The sequence below is a fragment of the Fructobacillus ficulneus genome, assembly GCF_001047075.2.
GTDB lineage: Bacteria > Bacillota > Bacilli > Lactobacillales > Lactobacillaceae > Fructobacillus > Fructobacillus ficulneus.
This window is the reverse complement of the sequence record NZ_DF967986.1, coordinates 183368-206975: the sequence shown is the minus strand read 5'-3', so window position 1 is coordinate 206975 and position 23608 is coordinate 183368. Positions and strand designations below refer to the sequence as shown.

At 43.8% G+C, this 23608-nt stretch carries 23 protein-coding genes and 5 tRNA genes; 5 read left to right on the top strand and 23 right to left on the bottom strand.

Annotated features, from left to right (window positions below; translation table 11 throughout):
• Nucleotides 1–38: 38 nt before the first annotated feature.
• Nucleotides 39–476, top strand: coding sequence for a universal stress protein (locus AOQ29_RS01650; protein ID WP_061992812.1), 438 nt, complete (start codon nt 39–41; stop codon nt 474–476).
• Between the two features lie 72 nt (nt 477–548).
• On the opposite strand, the gene AOQ29_RS01645 is transcribed toward AOQ29_RS01650, so the two are convergent.
• The 8 genes from AOQ29_RS01645 to AOQ29_RS01610 form a co-directional block, all read right to left on the bottom strand.
• Nucleotides 549–1691, bottom strand: coding sequence for a D-alanine--D-alanine ligase family protein (locus AOQ29_RS01645; RefSeq protein WP_061992811.1), 1143 nt, complete (start codon nt 1689–1691; stop codon nt 549–551).
• Nucleotides 1692–1783: 92 nt separating this feature from the next.
• Entirely contained in the window at nt 1784–2773 is a 990-nt protein-coding gene (locus tag AOQ29_RS01640) for a DUF2785 domain-containing protein (RefSeq protein WP_061992810.1), read from the bottom strand.
• Nucleotides 2774–2781: 8 nt separating this feature from the next.
• On the bottom strand, nt 2782–3993 hold the full coding sequence (locus tag AOQ29_RS01635; protein WP_061992809.1) for an FtsW/RodA/SpoVE family cell cycle protein: 1212 nt from the start codon (nt 3991–3993) through the stop codon (nt 2782–2784).
• Nucleotides 3994–4075: 82 nt separating this feature from the next.
• The gene (locus AOQ29_RS01630; protein WP_061992808.1) at nt 4076–4285 is read right to left on the bottom strand and encodes a DUF2969 family protein; all 210 of its coding nucleotides are present in this window, start codon (nt 4283–4285) and stop codon (nt 4076–4078) included.
• A 9-nt stretch (nt 4286–4294) separates the two neighbouring features.
• Nucleotides 4295–5278 carry a rod shape-determining protein gene (mreB, locus tag AOQ29_RS01625; RefSeq protein ID WP_061992807.1) on the bottom strand — a complete coding sequence of 328 codons (984 nt, stop codon included), beginning with the start codon at nt 5276–5278 and terminating at the stop codon, nt 4295–4297.
• Nucleotides 5279–5395: 117 nt separating this feature from the next.
• Entirely contained in the window at nt 5396–5620 is a 225-nt protein-coding gene (locus AOQ29_RS01620) for a DUF1146 family protein (protein ID WP_061992806.1), read from the bottom strand.
• A gap of 44 nt (nt 5621–5664) precedes the next feature.
• Nucleotides 5665–6396 carry a ComF family protein gene (locus tag AOQ29_RS01615; protein ID WP_061992805.1) on the bottom strand — a complete coding sequence of 244 codons (732 nt, stop codon included), beginning with the start codon at nt 6394–6396 and terminating at the stop codon, nt 5665–5667.
• 10 nt (nt 6397–6406) lie between these two features.
• Nucleotides 6407–7672, bottom strand: a complete 1266-nt coding sequence (locus AOQ29_RS01610; RefSeq protein ID WP_407645462.1) for a DEAD/DEAH box helicase — start codon at nt 7670–7672, stop codon at nt 6407–6409.
• Nucleotides 7673–7713: 41 nt separating this feature from the next.
• Between AOQ29_RS01610 and AOQ29_RS01605 the strand changes: the two genes are divergently transcribed.
• A complete protein-coding gene (locus AOQ29_RS01605) occupies nt 7714–8349 on the top strand; it encodes a YigZ family protein (protein ID WP_061992803.1) in 636 nt (211 codons plus the stop codon).
• An 18-nt stretch (nt 8350–8367) separates the two neighbouring features.
• Nucleotides 8368–8439 (top strand) — tRNA-Arg (locus tag AOQ29_RS01600).
• A 93-nt stretch (nt 8440–8532) separates the two neighbouring features.
• Here the strand turns inward: AOQ29_RS01600 and AOQ29_RS01595 are convergent.
• The 4 genes from AOQ29_RS01595 to AOQ29_RS01580 all read right to left on the bottom strand — a co-directional run bounded on the left by AOQ29_RS01595 (nt 8533) and on the right by AOQ29_RS01580 (nt 11756).
• Entirely contained in the window at nt 8533–9093 is a 561-nt protein-coding gene (locus AOQ29_RS01595; protein WP_242977371.1) for a DNA-3-methyladenine glycosylase I, read from the bottom strand.
• Between the two features lie 89 nt (nt 9094–9182).
• Nucleotides 9183–10508: a phosphopyruvate hydratase gene (eno, locus tag AOQ29_RS01590; protein WP_061992802.1), complete on the bottom strand. Its 1326-nt coding sequence runs from the start codon at nt 10506–10508 to the stop codon at nt 9183–9185.
• Between the two features lie 139 nt (nt 10509–10647).
• Nucleotides 10648–11418: a triose-phosphate isomerase gene (gene tpiA / locus AOQ29_RS01585; protein WP_061992801.1), complete on the bottom strand. Its 771-nt coding sequence runs from the start codon at nt 11416–11418 to the stop codon at nt 10648–10650.
• Nucleotides 11415–11756 carry a hypothetical protein gene (locus AOQ29_RS01580; protein ID WP_061992800.1) on the bottom strand — a complete coding sequence of 114 codons (342 nt, stop codon included), beginning with the start codon at nt 11754–11756 and terminating at the stop codon, nt 11415–11417. Before AOQ29_RS01580 ends, tpiA begins: the two co-directional genes overlap by 4 nt.
• A gap of 125 nt (nt 11757–11881) precedes the next feature.
• Between AOQ29_RS01580 and AOQ29_RS01575 the strand changes: the two genes are divergently transcribed.
• Nucleotides 11882–11967: transfer RNA gene (locus tag AOQ29_RS01575), tRNA-Leu, on the top strand.
• A gap of 48 nt (nt 11968–12015) precedes the next feature.
• Here AOQ29_RS01575 and AOQ29_RS01570 read toward each other — a convergent pair.
• The 3 genes from AOQ29_RS01570 to AOQ29_RS01560 all read right to left on the bottom strand — a co-directional run bounded on the left by AOQ29_RS01570 (nt 12016) and on the right by AOQ29_RS01560 (nt 13059).
• Complete coding sequence (locus tag AOQ29_RS01570; protein ID WP_061992799.1) at nt 12016–12459, bottom strand: GNAT family N-acetyltransferase; 444 nt, start codon at nt 12457–12459, stop codon at nt 12016–12018.
• Between the two features lie 447 nt (nt 12460–12906).
• Nucleotides 12907–12979, bottom strand: a tRNA-Thr gene (locus tag AOQ29_RS01565).
• 7 nt (nt 12980–12986) lie between these two features.
• Nucleotides 12987–13059: transfer RNA gene (locus tag AOQ29_RS01560), tRNA-Asn, on the bottom strand.
• Between the two features lie 148 nt (nt 13060–13207).
• Here AOQ29_RS01560 and AOQ29_RS01555 point away from each other — a divergent pair.
• Nucleotides 13208–13777, top strand: coding sequence for an NADPH-dependent F420 reductase (locus AOQ29_RS01555; RefSeq protein ID WP_061992798.1), 570 nt, complete (start codon nt 13208–13210; stop codon nt 13775–13777).
• Between the two features lie 112 nt (nt 13778–13889).
• Here AOQ29_RS01555 and AOQ29_RS01550 read toward each other — a convergent pair whose 3' ends face one another.
• The 8 genes from AOQ29_RS01550 to tilS all read right to left on the bottom strand — a co-directional run bounded on the left by AOQ29_RS01550 (nt 13890) and on the right by tilS (nt 23558).
• On the bottom strand, nt 13890–15143 hold the full coding sequence (locus tag AOQ29_RS01550) for an MFS transporter (RefSeq protein ID WP_061992797.1): 1254 nt from the start codon (nt 15141–15143) through the stop codon (nt 13890–13892).
• A gap of 208 nt (nt 15144–15351) precedes the next feature.
• Entirely contained in the window at nt 15352–16611 is a 1260-nt protein-coding gene (locus tag AOQ29_RS01545; RefSeq protein ID WP_061992796.1) for an MFS transporter, read from the bottom strand.
• Between the two features lie 177 nt (nt 16612–16788).
• A tRNA-Asn gene (locus AOQ29_RS01540) sits at nt 16789–16861 on the bottom strand.
• Between the two features lie 79 nt (nt 16862–16940).
• The gene (lysS, locus tag AOQ29_RS01535; RefSeq protein ID WP_061992795.1) at nt 16941–18425 is read right to left on the bottom strand and encodes a lysine--tRNA ligase; all 1485 of its coding nucleotides are present in this window, start codon (nt 18423–18425) and stop codon (nt 16941–16943) included.
• Nucleotides 18426–18535: 110 nt separating this feature from the next.
• Complete coding sequence (gene hslO, locus AOQ29_RS01530; RefSeq protein ID WP_061992794.1) at nt 18536–19486, bottom strand: Hsp33 family molecular chaperone HslO; 951 nt, start codon at nt 19484–19486, stop codon at nt 18536–18538.
• A gap of 76 nt (nt 19487–19562) precedes the next feature.
• Nucleotides 19563–21644 carry an ATP-dependent zinc metalloprotease FtsH gene (gene ftsH / locus AOQ29_RS01525; RefSeq protein WP_061992793.1) on the bottom strand — a complete coding sequence of 694 codons (2082 nt, stop codon included), beginning with the start codon at nt 21642–21644 and terminating at the stop codon, nt 19563–19565.
• A gap of 64 nt (nt 21645–21708) precedes the next feature.
• The gene (hpt, locus tag AOQ29_RS01520; RefSeq protein WP_061992792.1) at nt 21709–22245 is read right to left on the bottom strand and encodes a hypoxanthine phosphoribosyltransferase; all 537 of its coding nucleotides are present in this window, start codon (nt 22243–22245) and stop codon (nt 21709–21711) included.
• Nucleotides 22242–23558: a tRNA lysidine(34) synthetase TilS gene (gene tilS / locus AOQ29_RS01515; RefSeq protein ID WP_158530736.1), complete on the bottom strand. Its 1317-nt coding sequence runs from the start codon at nt 23556–23558 to the stop codon at nt 22242–22244. The genes hpt and tilS overlap by 4 nt, the downstream gene beginning before the upstream one ends.
• Nucleotides 23559–23608: the final 50 nt, after the last annotated feature.

The window sequence follows — 23608 nt, the reverse complement described above, 5'->3', positions numbered from 1 at the left end:
AAGTTTTATAATAAAGGCAGAAAGCGAGGTTGATAACCATGACCCAAACATATCGTAATATTTTGGTTCCTGTTGATGGCTCAAAAGAAGCCGAAGCCGCTCTCCAGCGGGCCGTTCTTTTAGCCCAAGAAAATGACCAAGCAAGCCTAACGATTGCAACAGTCATCGATACTCGGGCGATTCAAAATATCAGCAGTTTTGATAGCACTGTTGTTGATACAATCGCCGAAGAATCCCATCAAACCCTGGAAACTTATAAAAAACAGGCTGAAACGGCAGGTGTAAAGAACGTGGCCTACCGGATTGACTACGGAACACCAAAAACCATGGTGGCCAATGATATTCCAACCGAAATCAACGCCGACTTAATCGTGATTGGGGCAACAGGTCTCAACACCGTCGAACGAATCGTCGTCGGCTCTGTCACAGCCTATGTCACGCGGACCGCTAAAACTGATGTTTTAGTCGTTCGTTAATTTAATATTTAACTAAAAAATCCTAGTGCCGTTTGGAAAACGATTACTAGGATTTATTTATTTTATTAATCATTATTGACCGTTAAAGGTCCCAACTTTTTCTTCACCCAATGATTCGAATGAGTATGAAATTTGTTGTTCCTTCTCGTAGGCTTCAAAGCCATACTGAACCATCATGTCAGCCAGCTTTGGGTTATCAATGTCTGAGTAGTCCCACAAGCGCTTAAAGAGCGACATGTTAGTAAAGCCAGGCAAGGTATTTGGTTCGCCCAAATATGGCACGTTATCAGCATCAATCAAGAAGTCCATCCGGGCTTCACCGGCCAAGTTCAAGACTTGGTAGGCCTTCTTGGCCATCGCCTTGATTTCTTCCGTGACTGCTGGTGGTAAGTTAGCGGGAATCTCATAAGAAACACCCGAGTTATCCACAAACTTTGACTGGTAGTCATACCAACCCTTACCATCTCCACCCTGGTCAGGAACCTGGTGGGCACCAATTTCAGAAACCAAAACGTCATCATTACCAATAACACCGACTTCTAACTCACGAGGACCGTTAACGGCGGCTTCGACCAAGACCTTGCGGTCATATTGGAAGGAGTCTGCCAAAGCAGCTGTGAACTCAGCTTCATTTTCAGCACGAGAAATTCCAACAGATGAACCCTGGTTGGCAGCCTTCACAAAGACAGGTGCTCCAAGTTCTTTTTCAACTCGGTCCCAAGTCAATGGCTGATCATCGTTTTGGTAAGTCACTAAGTACTTGGTGTTGCGAATCCCATTGGCAGTCAAGATTTCCTTGGTAATTACCTTATCAAAGGAAATGGCATGGCCCCGTAAAGCAGCCCCGACATAGGGCTTATTCAAAATTCGGAAGAGCCCTTGTAATGTACCATCTTCACCCAAATTACCATGGACAACTGGGAAGAAGATATCGATAGTTGGTAGGTCTTGCAAAGCCGCAATTGGTGATAGAATTTCATTTTGGTCAACTAAGGCCATGTATTCATCGACCAAAGGTTGTTCATCGGCCTGGTTCATAATTTTAAATGACCGGTCCGCGTCTAAGAAGTAACCGTTTTGGGCAATCGCAATCACCGATAAATCGTACTTCCCAGTCGCCTTGAGGGCCTGATAATAGTTATAGGCTGACCGCTTCGAAACATCGTGTTCCGAAGAGTTTCCGCCAAATAGTAAAACAACGTGCTTTTTGCTCATAAGTAGTTCCTCTATCGCCTGCTTTCGGCAAGCATTATGGGTAAAATATTCAAAATTGCACCCTTTCGGGCTAAATAACTTTGATTAATTGGTTAAGATAAATAATTTTTGGTCTCCTGAACATATGCCCAAATTTTTTCAGGGACTTCTTCAGGACCGTAGGCTAAAATTTGTTGGAAAAAATCAACCCGGATATACAACTTTTGCCACCTTGACCGCGTTTGGGCAAATGGTTCATTCACCAGGTCTTGGCGCCAAAGCTTTAATGAGAGCAAGAAATACTCAGCATATAGGCTATGCTTTTGAGTAAGCTTCAAAATAACACCAACTAACCGACCAATTTCACCCATTGTCAGGGCAGTATTCAGGTGCCGGAAGTTTGTCATCAGACATGCTACCATGAAGAGCTTATTCGCTCTGGGAATATCTGTGCGATCAAAAATAGTTCCCATGACATTAGCTAAATGGGTAAAGGCATGAACCCAACCATGACCCGGAACAAAGCCTCGCGTATCAACTTCTAACAAGGCAAACAAACTGATTTGTTCTACGATAGCCACTTTTAGCTGGACTGAAATGAATGGTTCTGCCAGTTGTTGGTCAACCGTCAACAAAATTGACAAAAGTGCTACAGAAAACGAACGACCATAAGCTCCATCGTTTTCTTCCTCTAAAATTTGACACAGTAAAATTTCGTCGTTAATCAATTCGGCAGTGAGCCAGGCCATTTGATCACTATTTAAATGGCCACTTTGAATGGCATTGCCTAAAAAGAAAAACGTGCCGGTATCGCGGATTTTTGCACTTGGCGAAGCCAGTTGGTGAACAAAAAATCTTAAGTCAGAATCTGAAATCAACTGCTGGTCTTCACCTTCATTGTCCGACCAAGCTTCCTGATAAACATGCATTTGCTCAAGAGCCATGGTTGAATCATGGGGACGGGGTGTTGGTTCGGCGGGATTGAGATCAACATTTTCCTTTAAAACATAGAGTAGCTCTGGCAGTGACTCATAAATATCACCGTTGCGGAGCTGATCTAGTAGAATCTTTATTTTTTCATGAATTTCTGCAAGTTCTTCCATACTTCTCCTTACAAATTAAATTCATTCGAATCGTTAAATGTCCGACTTTGTTGCTGGTAGGAAATCGACATGATTAAGCCGACTCCAATCATATTTGAGACCAAAGATGAACCTCCCTGCGAAATGAAGGGGAGCGGAATTCCCGTCAATGGTAACAAACCGATATTCATTCCGACGTTTTCAAAAACGTGGAATAGGACCATCATGATTACCCCGGTCGCAATGTAGGCATAAAAACCATTCCGGGCTTTAAACGTTGCCTTAATCATTCGATACATCAGCAAGAAGTACAAAAGAATTAAGAAAGCACCACCAACAAAACCAAAGGATTCACCCATGACTGAAAAAATCATGTCGGATTCACGAACCGGCACAAAGACCTTCATGTTTCCAAATCCAGAGCCCCACAACTGACCAGAACCAATAGCCTTCAAATTCTGATAGGTTTGGTAGCCAGTGTTGGAAGTATCTTGACCCGGATGCAACCAGGCATCAATTCGAGCAAACTGATAAGTTTGAAAACCTAAACCGCTCAAAATATTTCGACCGATTGTTGATGCGACCAAAAAAATCATGGCAGAACCAACGGCACCGGCGAAAGCAAAGATTGGTCCAAGGATGCGCCAAGTGATTCCAGAAACAACAACGATTCCAGCTGTAATCGCCAAGAAGACTAGTAAAGTTCCCAAATCGTTTTGCAAAGCAATCAAAAAAGCAATTGGCAGGAAACAACCTGCAATCTTGCCAAGTAAAAGCCAATCCGAGTCCACTCGGTGGACTGGGTTCAACCGGTTGTGGTTGGCCACGACCTTTGACAACATCAAGATATAGGCCGGCTTAACGAATTCAGCTGGCTGAATCGATATTGGTCCCAAAACAATCCAAGACTTGGCACCGGCATTGGCATACAAGGCTCGGTTATAGAAAATTAAAACGGCAATCAGTAAAACAAAAGAAAAAGCATAAGCAAACGGTGCTAACCGCCAAAGTTGGAAAGCATCAAAGCGCATGATTACAGCAATCATGACTCCCCCCGCAATCCAATAAGCCATTTGCATGACCACTGCCTTAATTGGCGAAGCATCTTTGCCACCATTTAAAATCGCAAAGTAAAGCGAGTACAAGCCGATTAACATCAGCAAAATTAAAATCAAAATCATTCCCCAGTCCAACTCAGAAGCTGATGGGCGGTCAGTTTTGTGTGATGCGATTCGTTGCATGATGAATCTTCCTTTGCAGAATAAATTTAAAGCATAATATGTACATAAACCCCCTGCCGGAGCAAAGGATTCTCTTAAAAAATTAATGGTAGAGATTAAATGAGGCCAAAATTGCTTGCAAGGCTTCATCAGTTGACTGAGCGGTCGCAATAACAACTTGCTTACCTAAAACACCAGTATAGCTCCCCTGATTTTGTTCGATTTTGCCAATTGGTTGATTATCAACCAAAACCTGGATTTGGTCGTCCTTAGTTACTAAAGAAACACCAAAGCTCTGATTTTTTTTGCTCATGCCAACTCCTTACTTCTTAGACATCATGTGTTCCAACAATGCCCCTGTTCCCTTGGCCACGTTGTCCAATGGTGATTCTGAAACAAAGACTGGGACGTTCAAGCGGTCAGCCATAAACTTGTCCAATCCTTCTAACAAGGCACCACCACCAGTTAACATCACACCATGATCAATGATGTCAGCTGCTAATTCTGGTGGCAACTTTGAAAGTGCCAAGTGAGCTGCATCGGCGATTTGTACCAATGTATCATGCAAGGCAGATTCAATTTCGTTAGCGTTAACTGTGATTGTTTGAGGCATCCCCTCAAAGTTATCGCGACCACGAACGGTCATTGTCTTTGGATCATCAGACTGCAAAGCAGATCCAATTTCAATCTTAATGGTTTCAGCTGAACGTTCTCCAACTACCAAGCCATGTTCACGCTTCAAGTAGTTGACGATATCGATGTTCATACGATCACCGGCAACGCGAATTGATTCAGCAACCACGATATCACCCAATGACAAGATGGCGATATCTGAAGTTCCCCCACCCATATCGATGACCATTGAACCAACTGGCTTGAAAATATCAAGGCCAGCACCGATTGCAGCAACCTTTGGTTCGTAGTCTAAGTAGACCTTTGCTCCACCAGCTTTTTCAGCCGCTTGGATAATTGCCTTACGTTCGATTTCACTAATATTAGTTGGGGCACAAATCATAATGTTAGGCTTTGACATAAAGCCCTTTACATTCAACTTGTTAACGAAGTAAGTCAACATTGCTTCGGTAATATCGAAGTCAGAGATGACTCCATCCTTCAAAGGACGAACGGCCCGGATATTTCCGGGAGTTCGACCAACCATCCGATAAGCTTCGGCACCAACGGCCAAAACGCGGTCAGTCTTGTCGTCAACGGCGACAACGGAAGGTTCATTCAGGACAACGCCTTCGCCCTCAACATAAATCAAAACGTTGGCGGTTCCTAAATCAATTCCAATATCTTTTGCCATGGTTATTATTTCTCCAAAATTCATGTTCAGTAGGGCCAATAAATTCTAGGCATAGTACCCTACAATCTTTTAAATTATACCATACTTGACCAGTTTCGGCGTAGTCTTATAAATCTTTTAAGACAGCTTTAAAACCGTATTCGGAATTTCTTGTGCAGCCGAAACCAGACTAATCATAGCAGTTGCTAATAAGAAGCCAAGAATGGTTGCGATCACCACTTTTAATATCGCTGCTTGGTTCGGATTTTTGGGCATGATTTTAGTAAAATCAACCGGTTGCAGCAAATAAAAGACAAAATAGATTGACACGACGTTAATCGCGAGCGTTACGATGGGGGACATTTGCGAATACTCCTTTGTTTTTCCATTCCTAGTATACCAGGTTCTCACCCGTCATCGACATCCCCAGACCTGACCAACGAAAGCGAACTAACCTTCGCAGCCCCTAACTGATAAAAGCACTCAGCACCATGATACAATGTCCGTCCGGTTGTATAGATGTCGTCCACCAACAGAACTCGACGATTTTTAATTTTAGGACCACAGTCCTCACTTAATCGAAACGGTTGCGGACTGTGTAGACGGGCATGGCGGTCTAAACTTGATTGATCCACCTTGTTTGCCAAATCAACGATTAAAAGATTTTGGGCGATCTTGGGTAGCCATGGTTGGACCTGGTTAAATCCCCTTTGATTGAACCGTTTCTGACTCACCGGAATTGGCACAATCAAGTCAATCTTTTGCTGCTGGCAAATCCTTTTGATAAATCGCCGCATTTTCTCTCGAAAAATAATATTGAGGCGGTAGTCCCCCATAAACTTATAGGCCGCCATGTACAGCTTCAGTTCTGGCCCATATTCATAGAGGGCCTGATGACCTAAGAGATAGCCGAGTCGGTTCAGCCAGAATTGGCATTCAAAGCAGATTGTCCCATCTTCTCCACGATCAATCTCAGGCGTAAGTGGTCGGCCACAACCACGACAGGTCAGGCCTTTAATGGTGACAAAGGAATCACGACATTTTTGGCAGACCAACTCGGTCGGACTTGTTCGTCCCAGAATCCGATCAGCAAAACTTAGTTGAGCCTCCAATGTCTTTTGGCATAGTAAACAGGTCATGCTTTCTCCTTTAGTGGCCTTGAGCCTTTTGATTTAGGGCCGCAATTTGCTGTTGTGCCCTTCGTAAAGGCAATGTTTGCTCCTGCACTAACGCTAAGACGAGTCCATCTTGTCGGTCCTTAGACCGGCCAACCCGACCTGCAATTTGGACCAGGGCCGCAGTTGAAAACGTGCCCTCATCGGCACCCAGGATAGCAACTTCCAATCCAGGCACCGTTACCCCTCGTTCAAGAATGGTCGTGGTAATCAGATATTGGTAGTCACCTCGTCGAAGTTTAACCACCTTCAAGGCTCGGTCAGGGTCCTGCGAGTACACGGTAGCACCTTTAAGTGTGGGAAAGTCTTGCAAGTATTTTTCCACCAGTACCAGGTCCTTTATTTCTGGTACAAAAATCAAAAACGGCGTTTTTGTGTCTTGCCAATGTTTAACCGCTTCTGCTAGTCGACGCGGACACCGTTTTCGCCAATCACCTACCCTGACAACTTGAATCAATGGTAATGCCCCGCCATGAAACCGTTGCGGTAAGTATGACTGGCGCAGTTGACCGTGCTTTACTCGTTTTAACAAGTCTGGGGTCGGTGTTGCTGTCAAATAAACAACCATTCCCTCTTTCTTCTTCGCCTGACTAACTGCATAGGCTAAAGCTTCATCACCTCGAAAGGGAAAGGCATCGACCTCATCAACCACAATCAAATCAAAGGCCTGACGAAACCGCAGTGCCTGATGGGTTGTGGCTAAGACTAATTGCCGGTAATGATAGGGGATTCGTTCTTGGCCATGCAAGACTTGGATTGGAGTAGAAAAAGCCGCCTGCAACCGTGGGGCTAACTCTAAAACAACGTCGACCCGGGGAGATAGTATTGCCACCCGTCCCCGGTGGTGTAAAGCCCAGTCAATCACTGGAAAAAGCATCTCGGTTTTCCCAGCTCCCGTGACCGCCCAGACCAAGTGGTCGCGGTGGTCTTGGTAGGACTGCACTAGGTCTTGACTGACAGTGGCCTGCCGGCTGGTTAATTGTCCGCGCCAGGTCATTGGTGCAACTGGAGGAAAGTCATTGGGCTCCGGTAAAAATAGCAAAACATCCCGAGTTGAAACTCGCCCGAGTTTCAAACAAGCCAGGCAGTACCAGTGGTTTCCAGGCAATGCTGCCCGATTATCTTGTCCACAGCGTTGGCAACGCTTGCCAATGAAAGTTGGCATAACTGAGCAATCAACTGGCAAAGGCTCTGTTTTCGGCCAAGTTACTAACCGACCATATAAGTTGCTGCGTTCAATCATGATTTCCTCCTTTTGGTCATCATGATATAATACGGACTATGGAACCATTTTACTTACTTGCCCCGGAATCAGCTTCCTGGCAACAAACAATCAAAAAATCAGACTTCATTGTTAATTTCTTTCGCATTGAAAGTGAAGACCAGGCCAAAACCCTAATCGACCAAATTAACAAGGAACACTATAAGGCTACCCACAACGTCTTTGCCTATGTCTTGGGGGATAACGATGAAATCAAACGCTATTCCGACAACGGCGAACCCTCTGGAACAGCCGGAGTACCGATGCTGGAAGTTCTACAAAAGCGCCAAATTCATAACGTCCTAGCTATCGTAACCAGGTATTTTGGTGGAATTAAACTTGGAGCCGGTGGCTTAATCCGCGCCTATGCTGGAACGGTTGCTCAAGGCCTTGATGCCGTTGGTCTCGTCGAACGACTTTGGCGGGAAAAAATCGAAATTACCATTGATTATCAAAACAACGACCAATTAACTTATTGGCTTAACCAAGAAGGTTATCCTCTCTTTGCAACTAACTTTGATACCGCCGTCCATCACGAAGTAGCAGTCGCTCCAGAGGCAATCGATCGCTTTGAAGAAGACCTCACCAATCGTTTTGCCGGTAAAATAATCTTTAAAAAAATTGGCGAAACTTACTTGGAAATTCCAGCAAAGTAGGTTATAATTATCTAGTTCGCGCGGTTAGTGTAATGGATAGCACGTAAGATTCCGGTTCTTGCAATCCGGGTTCGACTCCCGGATCGCGCACTAAGAAATAACGTTAAAAGACCTAACAATTACTTGTTAGGTCTTTTTTGTTTTCTAAATTAATCTTGGTTAGGCTGGAACGCCCGTACACTCTTAACGGAAGTCACAGTCTAAGTCATGAGCATTTTGCACACCGACTGCTTCCAAAAAGGATTCCATCGTTACCGGACCAACAAACTTAAAACCAGCTTTCTTCAATTTCTTACTAAAGTCTTGGGATAACTGATTTTGAGCAGGAACCTTTTCCGCAGGCCCAGCACCAACGGTAACAGTTTCACCGTCAGTTAGCTCCCAGACCAAATCAGCAAAGCTTGTCCCAGACTCCGCCAAGGCCTTAATCACCTTGGCATTATTGATTGTCGCATCAATCTTCATTCGGTTGCGGATAATTCCCGCGTCTGCTAAAAGTCGGTCGCGGTCTTGGTCATCAAAGGTCGCGACTTGATCAACATCGAAATCGGCAAAGGCCGCTTGGAAGTTAGCTCGCTTATTCAAGACCGTCCGCCAGCTCAGGCCGGACTGAAAAAGTTCCAAGGTTAATAACTCAAAAAGTTTTTGATTGTTATGCACAGGCTGGCCAAATTCTTGGTCATGGTAGGCCACCATTAAGTCATCTTCTGGCAGGTCATGCACCCACCGACACCGCGTCTTCATTTGTCATGTCCTCCTAAGTAGCTTTGCTTACCAATTATTATACGTAAAAGAGCACAAAAAAACGCCCGAAGGCGTCTTTAATTTAAAAATTACTTAGCTTGGATAGCTGCACGTGCATCAGCTGACAAGTTGTAGAATGAGTTAACACCCTTGTACTTAGCAGTTTCAGCAAGCAATTCTTCGATCCGGATCAATTGGTTGTACTTTGCGATACGGTCAGTACGTGACAATGAACCAGTCTTGATTTGACCAGCGTTAGTTGCAACAACCAAGTCAGAAATAGTAGTATCTTCTGTTTCACCTGAACGGTGAGAAACGATGGCAGTGTAACCAGCTTCCTTAGCCATTTCGATAGCATCCATTGTTTCTGACAATGTACCGATTTGGTTAACCTTGATCAAGATTGAGTTAGCGGCACCCATACGGATACCCTTGGCCAAGTATTCAGTGTTTGTAACGAAGAAGTCGTCACCAACCAATTGAACCTTCTTACCCAATTCCTTAGTGATTTCAGCCCAGTCTTCCCAGTTGTTTTCATCGATAGGATCTTCGATTGAAATAATTGGGTAACGGTCTGCCAAATCTTCCAAGTACTTGATAAAGTCAGGAGTTGAGAATTCTTCCTTAGTTGACCAACGCAAAACGTACTTTGACTTGTCAGCATCCCACAATTCTGATGAGGCAACATCGACAGCAATAGCGATGTCCTTACCAGGCTTGTAACCAGCAGCTTCGATAGCCTTCAACAAGTATTGCAATGGTTCTTCGTTGTTGGCGAAGTCAGGAGCAAATCCACCTTCGTCACCAACTGAAGTAGCCTTACCGTCAGCAGCCAACAACTTCTTCAATTCGTGGAAAGTTTCTGAACCGTAACGAACAGCTTCCTTGATTGAAGGGGCACCAACAGGCATGATCATGAATTCTTGGAAATCAACCTTGTTGTCTGAGTGAGCACCACCGTTGATAACGTTCATCATTGGAGTAGGCATCACGTATGAGTTCATTCCACCGATGTATGAGAACAATGGAACACCTAATTCATCAGCAGCTGCACGAGCAACAGCGATAGAAACGGCTAAGATGGCGTTTGCACCCAACTTACCCTTGTTAGGAGTACCGTCCAAGTCGATCATGGCTTGGTCAATGGCACGTTGGTCAGTTACGTCAAACTTACCAACCAAAGCCTTAGCGATTGCGTCGTTAACGTTAGCAACGGCCTTAGTAGTACCCTTACCACCAAAACGGTTCTTGTCGCCATCACGCAATTCAACAGCTTCGTGTTCACCAGTTGATGCACCTGAAGGTACGATTCCGCGGCCAAAGCCACCAACTTCAGTGATTACTTCTGCTTCAACTGTTGGGTTTCCACGTGAATCAAGAACTTCACGTGCGATGATATCTGAAATCAAAGACATATTTTATGCTCTCCTTTTGTTATGGTCGATAAATTATAAAACCAAGTAAATTATAACACCCTTATTCGTTAAATTGAATACGAATCTAGCCCTCTTTGTAACTTAGCCAACTGATTGTACCAATTGTCTGAGAAAATTTTCAATCTTGAGCCTGGTTAACTAATTTTAAGAATTTATGAGGGTCCAAAGCAGCCTTACCAACCAGAATACCATCAATGTCTTTCTGGCAGAAAAAAGCCGGGGCATTATCAGGTGTGACTGATCCGCCATACAAAATACGAATTTTCTGTGCCAAGTCTTGTCCATATAAGTTGGTCAAGCTTTGGCGAATCAAGGCTGCTGCTTCTTGGGCTTGGTCGGCCGAAGCCGCCTCACCGGACCCAATGGCCCAGGTTGGTTCATAGGCGACGGTGATTTCGGCTAATTGGTCAGCAGTCACGCCCCGTAAAGCCGCTTCTAACTGACTCAAAATCACTTGGTCAGGGGCCAAATGACTATAGGCACTTAAATCTTCATCTAGGTCCACAATTGGTTTTAGCCCATTCCGCAATGCAGCCAACGTTTTCAAATTAACGGTCTCATCCGTCTCATTAAAGAACTTCCGCCGTTCAAAATGGCCGATTAACACGTATTCGACCCCCATTTGGGCCAAGGCCTTCGGTGATGTTTCACCGGTAAAGGCGCCTTGGTCTTCCCAATGGGTATTCTCACCAACAATCGTCAATGGACTAGCTTGAGTAGCAGCAAGCATTTGACCAAGGTAAAGGTCTTGGGCAGCAATTCCCACTTCAACCCGGCTTTCATCGGCCAGGGCTGGCAAAACTGTCTGCAAATATGGGCCAACTTCATCAGGAGCCATATTAATTTTCCAGTTGGCTAAAACAAATGGCCGTCGTAGCTTTCCACTCATTTGTCCCCACCCCGATTTAACATCATAAAGATAAAGGCGGCTTCAATCAATAAAAGCCATGGTAAGTTTGAATTTTGCTCACCAAGGAGGATTAATAGGCCATAGGAAATAAATAAAATAGCGAGTCCTATTCCCGTTTTAACTAAACCTCGCTGAAATTGCGACCGGTGAATCGTTTCACGCAAGTGCGTAATTTCGGTTTGGGCTTCACTGAGGTCGAGCTTTAAGGACTCAACCTGGTCCAAGAGCTGATCATTTTCAGCTTGCAGGAAATCTACCTGCGTCTGGATTTCATTGTCTTGCTGGTCTTTTTTGTTCGACCAATTAAATAGCTTCATCGATATTCTCCGTTCTTTCTCTATTTTATCAAAAATGAACCATAAAACCGAATAAAATGAACAATATAGAAAACTTCTTGACAAACGCCTGTTTTCTCGATAAACTTTGATAGTTGTAATAAGTTGCGGCTGTGGCGGAATTGGCAGACGCGCAGGATTAAGGATCCTGTGTCCGCTTTAGGACGTGCGGGTTCGACTCCCGCCAGCCGCATAGTCAACATAAAAAACCAGGTCAATTGACCTGGTTTTTTTATTTAGTTCAACTTTTCTGATTAGCTTTCACCATCTTCAGGTGGCGAACGCCAACTTCTAAGAAGACTTCACCTACCGGTTGAAAGCCAAAACGTTCATAGAGACCAACAGCATGTTCTTGAGCTTCGATTTCAATCGTTTCCTGGCCAAAATGGGCCGTTAACGCAGCTAAGAGCTGTTGAACTAATTCCTTCCCCAATCCCTGACCACGGGCTTCCTGGACCGTTAGAACGCGACCAAATGAAAGAACGCTATCGTCCTTGGCAAAAGCCCGTCCATAAGCCAAAATTTGACCATCCTTTTCATAAAAAACATGGATTGCTTGCAAATCAACTTCATCCACATCCTGGTACATGATTTTCTGCTCTTCAACAAAGACGCTCATCCGGGCTCGATAAATACCCCAAAGCTCTCGATTAGTTAAGTCATCAAACTTTTTTGCTTGCCACATATTTCTTACCTTCACTTGTTTAATTCAGTTTAGAATACTAAAATTACTGCTAAAGTTCAAGATTCCTTTATCTGACTGGAAACCAACGTAAAATTAACTAATCTTTTACTCCTTTTGCACGGAAATACATTCAACAATTACTCTTATTTTAAGAATATTCCAAATCAGAATATTATCCACTCTGTATCACCTTTTTCGGTGCTATATTATAGACAGAAGGGTTGTCGAAGGCCTTTCTAATGAACCTAACTAGTTAGTTTGCTAAACATGTTTCCGATGTCCATATCAATTATGAATAACCCCACTCACTCTCTCCATGCTCAGCCAACTAACTAGCTTCGATCTGTCGGGAAGACCTTAAAGTCTTCCTTTTTTATTTTTCAATCCCCTGAATAGTAAACAAAAAACGTCACGAATCCAATAATGAATTCGTAACGTTTTTTTTGATGCCGACGAAAGGTTTCGAACCTTCGACCTCAGGTTTACGATACCCGCGCTCTACCAACTGAGCTACATCGGCGAAGTAACTCCGACTGCCGGGCTCGAACCGGCGACAACCTGATTAACAGTCAGGTGCTCTACCAACTGAGCTAAGTCGGAATAACTAGTTGTTCAAAACAACTATTATATTATGCCATTTTCTAAAGAAAGTGTCAATTGTTTTTTAATAAAAGCTCGGCAATCTCTTTTTGACTTGGTCACCTTTTAAGATTAAAATGACGGCAAATAGGCAGCAAAGGAGAATCACATGAAAATCACAATATTTGGTAAAGGCAACATGGGATCAGCCATCGGATCCCAATTCGAAAAAGCAGGCAATGAAGTGGCCTACGTCACATCAGAAACACCAGCAACTGACCTAGCAGACCTAGTTGTTTTAGCCGTTCCCTACGCGGCCTTGACCAGCATCGCTGAGAAATACAAGACAGCACTGACTGGTAAGACCGTCTTTGAAACTACTAACCCAGTTAATTTTCAAACCTTTGACAGTTTGGAAGTTCCTGCTGCCAGTTCAGCCACTAGTCTGCTTCAAGAACTCTTACCAGATACTAAGGTTCTAAAGGCTTTCAATACAACCTTTGCCGCCACTTTAGCAACTGGTAAGGTAGGACCTAACCAAACGACCGTCTTAACTGCCGGCGACGACCAAACCGGCAAAGACTTGCTAACAAAAGCCCTGACTGGCAGCGACCTCACCGTTCTTGATGCAGGTTCCCTTAGCCGCGCACAAGAACTAGAAGCCTTAGGGTTCTTACAATTAACCCTTGCTGCCCGTGAACAAATTGGTTGGACTGGTGGTTTTGCCGTTGTTAAATAAAACAATGGTTCTCACCCGGTGATAACCTTGTCAATGACCACTCTTTATCAACATGAATTAAAAACAAAGAAAAAAGACGCCGTGAACGTCTTTTTTCTTTATCGTTAATTTATTAAGCTTCTAATTTCTTCAAGGCTGGGATCAACATCATGATCACAAATGAGAAGAGGTAAATGGCTGAAAAGAACATCATCACAACTGGTAATGAAGTCTTATCCATCATTAGACCAACCAATGGTGGGAAGAAGCCACCCAAAAGCTTTCCAGTACATGAAACAACTGAGTTCGCTGTTACTCGAATATCAACCCCGTACAAGCGTGAAACAATCACACCGTAACCACCGTACATACCATTTGAGAAGAATCCAACCATCATGGTAATCAACAATAAGCTGAAGGCGTTGTTAGCCATTGGCAAGAGGTAAACTGCTGCCGCAGCGACCAATAAGAAAATTCCAAAGGCGCGACGTGGACCAAAGTTATCCAAAATTGTTCCAAAGGCATACATTCCCAAAGACATTCCCACGATTGTGGCAATCATCCACATTGATGAAGATGAAACTGAAAGGTGCAATTGCTTTTGCATAATCTTTGGCAACCAGTTCATCAAACCATAGTAACCACCAGTTTGCACCATCATCATCAAGATTAAACCAATTGTTTGCAAGGCCAAGGCCGGTGTCTTAAAGACTTCAGCCATTGGGACCTTTGGTGTTTCAACAATTTTAGCTTCACGTGCTTCTTTAGCTTGTTCGAATTCGTCACTATCCTTCAAGTTCAAACGAATGATGAAGGCGAAGATGACTGGAATCAAACCAACTAAGAACAATGAGTTCCAACCGAAGTGAGGAATCATGTAGGCAGCTGCTAAGGCGGCAATGATTGATCCACCCTGGCCACCGATTTGTACGATTGACATCAAGCGGCCAATCTTCTTGCCTTCAAAAGCTTCGGCAACCATTGTCACACCAGCACTATATTCAGCCCCAGTTCCGGCACCAACGATAAAGCGGAGAGCATACAAAGTCCAAATGTTATGGGCAAAGTACATTCCGGCTGTGGCGAAGGCCACAATCACCAAAGTCCAAGTAAAGATGTGGGCCCGGCCAAACCGGTCAGCCAAGAGTCCAAAGGATAGGCCTCCTGCCAATGACCCTAAGGAAAAGACTGTTGCCAACAAACCACCAGCAAAGTTACTGATGTGCAATGAGGCGATGATTGAGGAAAGGGCGAAGGAAATGAACATCACGTCCATGTTCTCCAAACCAAATCCTGCAGTCGTTGACCAGAGGGTCAACTTCTGATTCTTACTAAAGTGCTTGTGGCGCAAAGCTTCATTTTTTTGCGCAAAGGTAATATCTGCCATACTAAAAAAACTTCCTTTCAAAATTGACGATCACGGTCGCCATTTATTTCTCCAGTGTTGTCGGGATTGACAAATCACTATTGACTATCATAGCCGGATTTTCTAACCTTGACAAGATTAAATTTATGACAAATTTTCAGCAAATCGTAAAGAAAGTGAATAATTTGCAAGACAAAGAAAAAACCAGGACCTGATCCTGGTTATCACCTTATTTTGTCTGTAATTTTTGATTTTTAAATGCCGGCATTAAGAGCATGACCACAAAGGAAAAGAGGTAAATTCCAGAGAAAAACATCATAACAACTGACAAGGATGTCTTGTCCATCATCAACCCAATAATTGTCGGGAAAAAACCACCAAGTACTTTTCCAACCGAAGAAACAACTGAATTTGCCGTTGCTCGTGCCTCAGTTCCATATAGGCGTGACGTGACAACTCCAAAACCACCATAGGTCCCACTAGTAAAGAAGCCAACAAATACTAATGTTAATAGCAATGTCAAACCATCTCGGGCAAAGAGCAAAGCGTAGACTGAGGCAGCTCCAACCAACAAGTAAATTCCAAATGACTTACGGGCGCCCAACTTATCAAACAAAATACCAAAGACATACATACCAACTGATATACCGAATAAGGTAGCAATCATCCAAAGTAATGATGATGAAGTCGAAATTCCCAGTTTCTTTTGCAAAATCTTGGGTAACCAGTTCATCAAACCATAATAACCACCTGCCTGGACCATCATCATTAAACTCAAACCAACGGTCTGTAGAGCTAACTGCGGCGTTTTAAAAACAGCTATAATTGGCAGACGTTCGCTTGCAGATTCTTTTCGCTCCGCACGTCTCTGCTTTTGCTCAGCAAAACTGCTACTATCGCGCAAATGGATGCGAATCAAAAAAGCAAAGACAACTGGCAAAAGACCGAATAAGAAAACTGCATGCCAACCAAGGACCGGAATAATAACTGCAGCAATTAAAGCTGCTGTTGCAGATCCGGCTTCACAGCCAACCTGAATTAAAGCCATCAGCCGACCCATTTCTTTTCCAGAAAACGATTCAGCAACTAAAGCTACCCCGGTTCCATATTCGGCTCCAATTCCGATTCCAACGATAAAACGAAAGAGATAAACCGTTTCAATATTATTAGCAAAAAACATACCAACAGTTGCAAAGGCCACGATAAAGAGTGTCCAAACGAAAACCTTAGCTCGACCAATTCGATCAGCAACCATACCGAAAACCAAACCACCTAAGAGACTACCAAAGGTATAAATGGTTGCCACCAAGCCCCCCGCAAAGTTGCTAATGTGAAAGGCAGCTATCATCGACGATAGGGTCAATGAGACAAACATCACGTCAATATTTTCTAAAAAGAACCCGGCTGTTGTCGACCAAAAGGTTAACTGCTGTTGCTTACTATATTCCAAACCAAGATGCCCCGATTGAGTTGAATCAACTATTTCCATTTTATTGCCCTCTTACCTCTTCACACACTAAAGTGACTCTAAACGTTGTATTTACTATAGTCGTTTCATGCTGTTTTAGCAATGATTAAAAGGATAAAATTAAATTAAAATTAGATTTTAAAGTGTAAAATAGCATAAAAAAAGGAAGCAAGAATAAATTCTTGCTTCCTTTCAAAACTCCGACTGCCGGGCTCGAACCGGCGACAACCTGATTAACAGTCAGGTGCTCTACCAACTGAGCTAAGTCGGAATGATGTGCTTTGCTCAACTAGATAAGTATACAATAGCTGGCTCAGCACGTCAACACTTTTTTAATTAATTTGATTAAATTATGGGCGCATCGTTGGGAACAAAACAACATCGCGAATTGAGGCTGCATCCGTTAAGAGCATCACCAACCGGTCAATTCCGATTCCCAAACCACCTGTAGGCGGCATACCGTATTCCAAGGCCTCTAAGAAGTCTTCATCGATTGCTTCGGCCTCATCGTTACCGTTATCGCGTTCAGCTGCCTGTGCTTCGAAACGGGCCCGTTGGTCGATTGGATCATTCAATTCCGTAAAGGCATTTCCGTACTCTGCCCCCATGATATAAAGTTCAAATCGGTCAGTAAAACGAGGATCATCCGCGTTCTTCTTGGCCAATGGTGAAACTTCAACCGGGTGACCGTAAACAAAGGTTGGCTGTTCAAGCGTATCTTCAACGAATTGTTCAAAGAATTCGTTGATGATGTGACCAACTTGCCAGTAAGGCTCGTACTTAACGTGGTGGTCATCAGCTAATTGGCGGGCTTCTTCGATTGACATTTCTTGCCAGAAATCAACGCCAGTCTTTTCCTTAATCAAATCAACCATATGCTTGCGCGCAAATGCTTGGCTCAAATCAATGGCTGTCCCTTGATAAGACAACTTCAAGTCAGGGTGGACAACAACAGCAGCTGCTCGAATGATGCCCTCTGTTTCATCCATCACATCAGTGAAGTCCCAGTAGGCAGCATAAGATTCCATCGTGGTAAATTCAGGATTGTGCTTAGGGTCCATTCCTTCATTTCGGAAAATCCGACCGATTTCATAAACTCGTTCCATTCCACCAACCACTAAGCGCTTCAAATAAAGCTCAGTGGCAATTCGCATGTACATATCAATGTTCAAAGCATTGTGGTGTGTAATAAATGGCTTAGCTGCAGCTCCACCAGCTTGTGTTTGCAAGATTGGTGTTTCAACTTCCAAGAAGTCATGCCCATCCATGTAAGCACGGATAGCAGAAACAATCTTTGACCGGTTTTGGAACCGAGCCAAAGAATCCTTGTTAGCAATCAAATCCAAGTAGCGCTTACGGTACTTCGTTTCGACATCAGCAATTCCGTGGAACTTGTCAGGCATTGGGCGCAAAGCCTTTGACAAATGAGTAAGATGAGAAACCAAGATGGTTAATTCCCCAGCCTCAGTCTTCATCATCGTTCCTTCAATTCCCAAAAAGTCACCCAAATCAGCACGCTTGATGATCGGGTAATTTTCACCCAAGTCGTCGCGACGAGCATAGATTTGAACTTCTCCAGAACGGTCGCGCAAGTCAGCAAAGATAACTTTTCCTGCGCCACGTTTAGCCACCAAACGACCAGCAACAACAACCTTCACTGGTGCTGCCTCTAGTTCTTCTTGGGTCTTTTGATCATACTTAGCATGGAGATCAGCTGCTAATGCATCCCGATCAAACCGATGTCCAAATGGATCAATACTTAAATCATCAACGAGGCCCTTCATCTTTTGACGGCGGGCAACCATTTGATCATTTAAGGCTTTTTCTTCAGCCATGTGTATCTACCTTCCTGTTGGCGAAAATTCGCTTATTTATCTTGTTTTAGTATAACAAATGCTTGGCCTAGACAAAAGGGGCAAACCGCTTGGTTTCGCCCTTTTAAGACTTATTTGTTGTCCTTTGAGTCATCTTGGTCTTGGTCTGTCTCATCACCTTCTTCTGCCCGAGCCTCACGTTCCAATACTGTTTTTAAAATCTTTTCTAATTCAGCTGCTTCAAAGTAGTGTTTTTTCCCTGAGAACCGACCAACTACCTCGGCCCCGCCGTCTTCGTCAATCATTGCCTGGACTTCATGGGAAGGCAATGTCGCCAACATTTCGGCATAGGCATCCTTGGCTGGTTCGGCTGCCAAACCAACAGAGACCGAATCCAATGATGTATAGTTTCCTTGGCCAATCAAGTTGTCCAAAATAACCAATGGTCCCTTCTTCTCTGCCAACAATTCAGCAAGAGGTTTCATTTGCTTAAGCTTTTGGTCCAAATCATCTAACTGAGCATCAGTAGTGCCAGGTAAGGCTTGGACTAAAAATCCACCAGCTTGGGCAACAGTCCCGTCAGCGTTCATTGTCACACCGACACCAATTACGGATGGGATTTGTTCTGATTGAGTCAAGTAATAGGTAAAATCATCACCAATTTCACCCGAAACAATAATTGATTGACCAATATATGGCTTTGAGTAGGGTGCTAACTTGGTCACCTGGAAAGAGCCATGGTTTCCAACAGCTCCAGCAATATTTAATTGGTCTTCATCATTAACGATTGGTTCCAGCTGTGGGTTGGTGACATATCCACGAACAGCCCCATGGGCGTTAGCTTCAGTCACGACCTTACCGATTGGCCCACGGCCATCCATTTGAACGCCAAGCCGTTCCTCGCCCTTCAAAATTGCTTGAGCTAAGATTTCTGTCGCTAACAAAGCCCGACCCAAGACGACGGTCGCAATTCGTGAGGCATTGTGGGCTTCAGCAGCCTTAGCCACTAATTGTGTGCCATCAATGGCAAAGGCTCGGAAAGCCTTATCCTTGGTAATTACTTTGATTAGTTGATCTGCCATATGTTCCTTTTTCCTTTTAATTCATCTTTTATTATTGTAAAAGAAAAAGCCGGCCTAAGCCAACTTTTTATCAAACTTATTTATCAGAATCCGGTGTATCATCAGCTGCTTCCGCTTGGTCATTATCTTGATCAAGTGGCTTCGTTGGGTTTTCTGCACCCTTCTCTTCAGCTTCTTCAACTTCGTCTTCTTTATGGTTCAAAGCTGCCTTAGTTTCATCGTATGACTTAGCGTCTTCCTCGCCCTCTTCACCTTTTTTAGTGAAGTGACCAGTTTCGTAGATGTCCTTAATTTGCTTTTCGTCCAATGATTCAACTTCGAGCAAGGCGTTGGCAATTTGTGCCAGCTTTTCCTTGTTTTCAGTCAAAATCTTAGTTGCATCTTCGAAGGCTTCGCGCGTAAAGCGACGAACTTCTTCATCAATCAATGCAGCAGTTTCATCAGAGTAACCCTGAGAACCACCTTGTTCGCTATAGCCAACAGAAGCATTTCCTTCTAATTGAACCATACCCAACTTTTCAGACATCCCATAAGCAGTTACCATTTGGCGAGCCAAATTCGTTGCTTGTTGGAAATCATTAGCTGCCCCTGAAGAGGCCTCATTAAATGTTGCCAACTCGGCAGCTCGTCCACCCATCAAACCAGCTAATTGTTCCTTAGCTTCGGAGTAACGAATATTATAACGGTCAGTCTTTGGCGTCATCAAGGCATAACCACCAATGCGACCACGAGGAACGATAGTAACCTTTCGAACAACGGATGCATTCGAGCGAACCAAACCAACTAAGGCGTGACCAGCTTCGTGGAAGGCGGTTGTCTTCCGTTCCAACTCGGACATGGCCCGGTTAGCCTTAGCAGGTCCTTGGAAAATTCGGTCCTCAGCTTCATCCAAATCAGCTGAATCAATTAACTTCTTATCTCGACGGGCGGCCAACAAGGCTGCTTCGTTCAATAAGTTTTCCAAATCGGCCCCGACATAACCTGGAGTTTGATGAGCAATTGCTTGCAAATCAACTTCCGGTGCTAATGGCTTGTTCTTAGCGTGAACCTTCAAGATAGCTTCACGGCCCTTAACGTCTGGTGAACCAACCAAAATCTTTCGGTCAAAACGACCAGAACGAAGCAAAGCTGGGTCCAAAACGTCAGAACGGTTAGTTGATGCCAAAATGATAACACCCTCTGAGTTTTCAAATCCATCCATTTCGATCAAGATTTGGTTCAAAGTTTGTTCACGTTCATCGTTACCACCACCGACACCAGAGCCACGACGGCGACCAACGGCATCAATTTCATCAATAAAGATGATGGCAGGAGCAGCCTTCTTGGCTTGTTCGAATAAGTCGCGGACACGTGATGCCCCAACTCCAACAAACATTTCCACGAAGTCTGATCCAGACATTGAGAAGAATGGCACAGATGCTTCACCAGCAACGGCCTTGGCCAACAATGTCTTACCAGTTCCGGGAGGTCCCTCAAGCAAGACACCCTTTGGAATCCGGGCACCCATATCAACGAACTTCTTTGGGGCCTTCAAGAATTCAACAACTTCGACCAATTCTTCTTTTTCCTCATCAGAACCGGCAACGTTTTCAAAGCGAACCTTGTTATCCTTGGGGTCAGATGGCTTAGCCTTTGACTTTCCAAAGGATCCCATCATGCCGCCTTGGCCACCCTTACCACTAGATTGTGACATCATCAAGTAGAAGACACCAACAATCAAGAGCAAAGGTACAACTGAAATAATCAAGTTCAACCAGAAGCCAGATGATGCAGCACCCTTAGTTGTCATATCAGTATTAGTCTTCTTGGCCAAATCCGTGATTTGCTTCAAAGAAGAATCATTTTGCAAGACAGAAGTACTAAACTTTGTCGTTTCTGTCTTACCTGAAAGCAGGCCATTAATGCCCTGACTCTTACTTGAGTCAGCTTTGTGGCTTGACTTATATGTTCCAGAAACAGTATAGACGTCGTTGCCAGGCTGAATCGTAAATGAATCAATTTCTTTATCAGACAATTGCTGAACAAATTCAGATGATGACAGTGACTTGCTGCCACTTCCTGATCCACCAACTAAGGAGTATATTCCAGCAATAACTGCCAAGAAAATGATGACATAGAGAAAGGAGCTTCGGAAGAAACCACCATTATTTTTTTTCATCGGAAATCCTCATTCTTGTTTAAAATTTCTGCAATTATTATAGTTTTCGAAAATTAAACTACGTTTAACTATAAATATCTTTTTTCAAAATGCCAACGTAAGGCAAGTTGCGGTAGACACCAGCATAATCTAGTCCATAACCAACAACAAATTCATTGCGGACATCAAAGCCAACATAATCAGCTTCAATTTCAACTTTCCGGCCCTCTTTTTTATCCAAGAAAGTTGCGACCTGCACAGAATTTGCCCCCCGGTCTTTCAACAAGTCCTTCAAATATTGCAAAGACTGACCAGTATCAACAATATCTTCTAAAATCAAGACATCGCGGTTCTTCACGTCAGATTGAATGTCAGTAACCAATTGAATATCATTGGATGAAGTAACCCCACCATGATAAGAAGAAATTTTAATAAATTCTAAATCAACGTAGAGGTCAATTTCACGAATGACATCCGCTGTCCACAGGTAGGCACCCTTTAACACGGACAGCACCAAAGGCTTACGACCTGCGTAATCCTTGGTAATCGTTTGGCCCAACCGCACGGCCGCTTCGTTAATCTGTTCTTGATTAAACAGCACTTCTTCAATATCGTTATTCACTGATTTTCCTCAATTCGCCATACTACCCATTGCTTAGCTATCTTCGGACGGTGCCAATCCCCTGGGCAATACCAGGACGATTGGCCTAACCAGACAGCCAAAACATGATCATTTTGGTCTTTCAACAACCATGTTTTAGCTCGGTTTGCGACCGGTATTTTTTGATCAATCAACAGCCTTCTGACTGTTTTGCTGCCAACTCGCAGTGGAACTTTATCCGCCGGTTGAGCCTGAATCAGTTCCAAATCACCAGTTATATCATCTGGTAATACTAAGATTTGATCAGCTTGTCCCGGCTTTTGACTTGCCCACTGGAGTTTTCCTTGGTCAAAAAATTGCCATTGGTCTAATTTTAACACAAGTCCTTTAGCCTTTCGGCCATTTTTTTGAATTTTTTGGGCATTTTGTTCATTTAAAAGTTTAATTTTTTGGTATTCCTTGACCAAGACAAAACCATTCCCCAGGTTAACCTGGCCATTCGGTTTTTGTTGGTTATGCAGAAGTTCCAAAAAATCATCAATCGACCGGTTCTTTACTTGATAAGCTCCGGCTTTCCGTAAATAAGCATTGAGGATTTGTTGCCACCAAGACGATGGCACACTTTGATAATCTTCCTTAAAGCTGGGCAAATAAGTTTCCACCTGTTCCGACAATAGCCTTTGTTTTTGCTGTTCGACTTGAGCAAATTCCGCCAAGTGGCTGACAGCTTTGGCGTTAATGGTCGCTAAAGCTGGAATAATTTCGTTTCGTAATTTATTTCGGCCCGTATAGGTCGGGTCTGCATTCGTTGAATCTTCCCGCCAATTAAGATTCGCGCTTATTGCATACGCCTTTAAGTCTGCTTTGGTTAACCCTAAAAATGGCCGACGATAGTAACCAGTATTCGCTACCATACCGATTTTGGGCTGGTTAACCCCACCCCGAATGAGTTGCAGTAATAACGTTTCGACTTGGTCATCTTGGTGCTGGGCTAAGACGACTTGGGTTGCCCCTGTTTTTTGAGCAATTTCGTCAAAAAATTGGTAACGTACTTGCCGAGCCCATTCTTCGACGCCAGTCTGGCTTTTAGTACTAACCGTTTTTTGGTAAAAGGGCAGGCCATATTTTTCAGACATTTTCTCAACAAAGGCTGCATCCCCATCAGCTTCAGGTCTCAGCTGATAGTTCACATGGGCCACAACAACGCTGACTGTGGGTGCAAATTGGTGAAAGGCGGCCAGCAGCACTGTTGAATCAAGCCCGCCCGATACCGCCAAAACAACTTTTTCAGGCCAAGTCTCATTTTTGATTGTGTGTGCAATTTTATTAGTCATTCTTAGTCCGGTCCACATAAAAAGCCACCAAATTGGTGGCTCAAGCAATC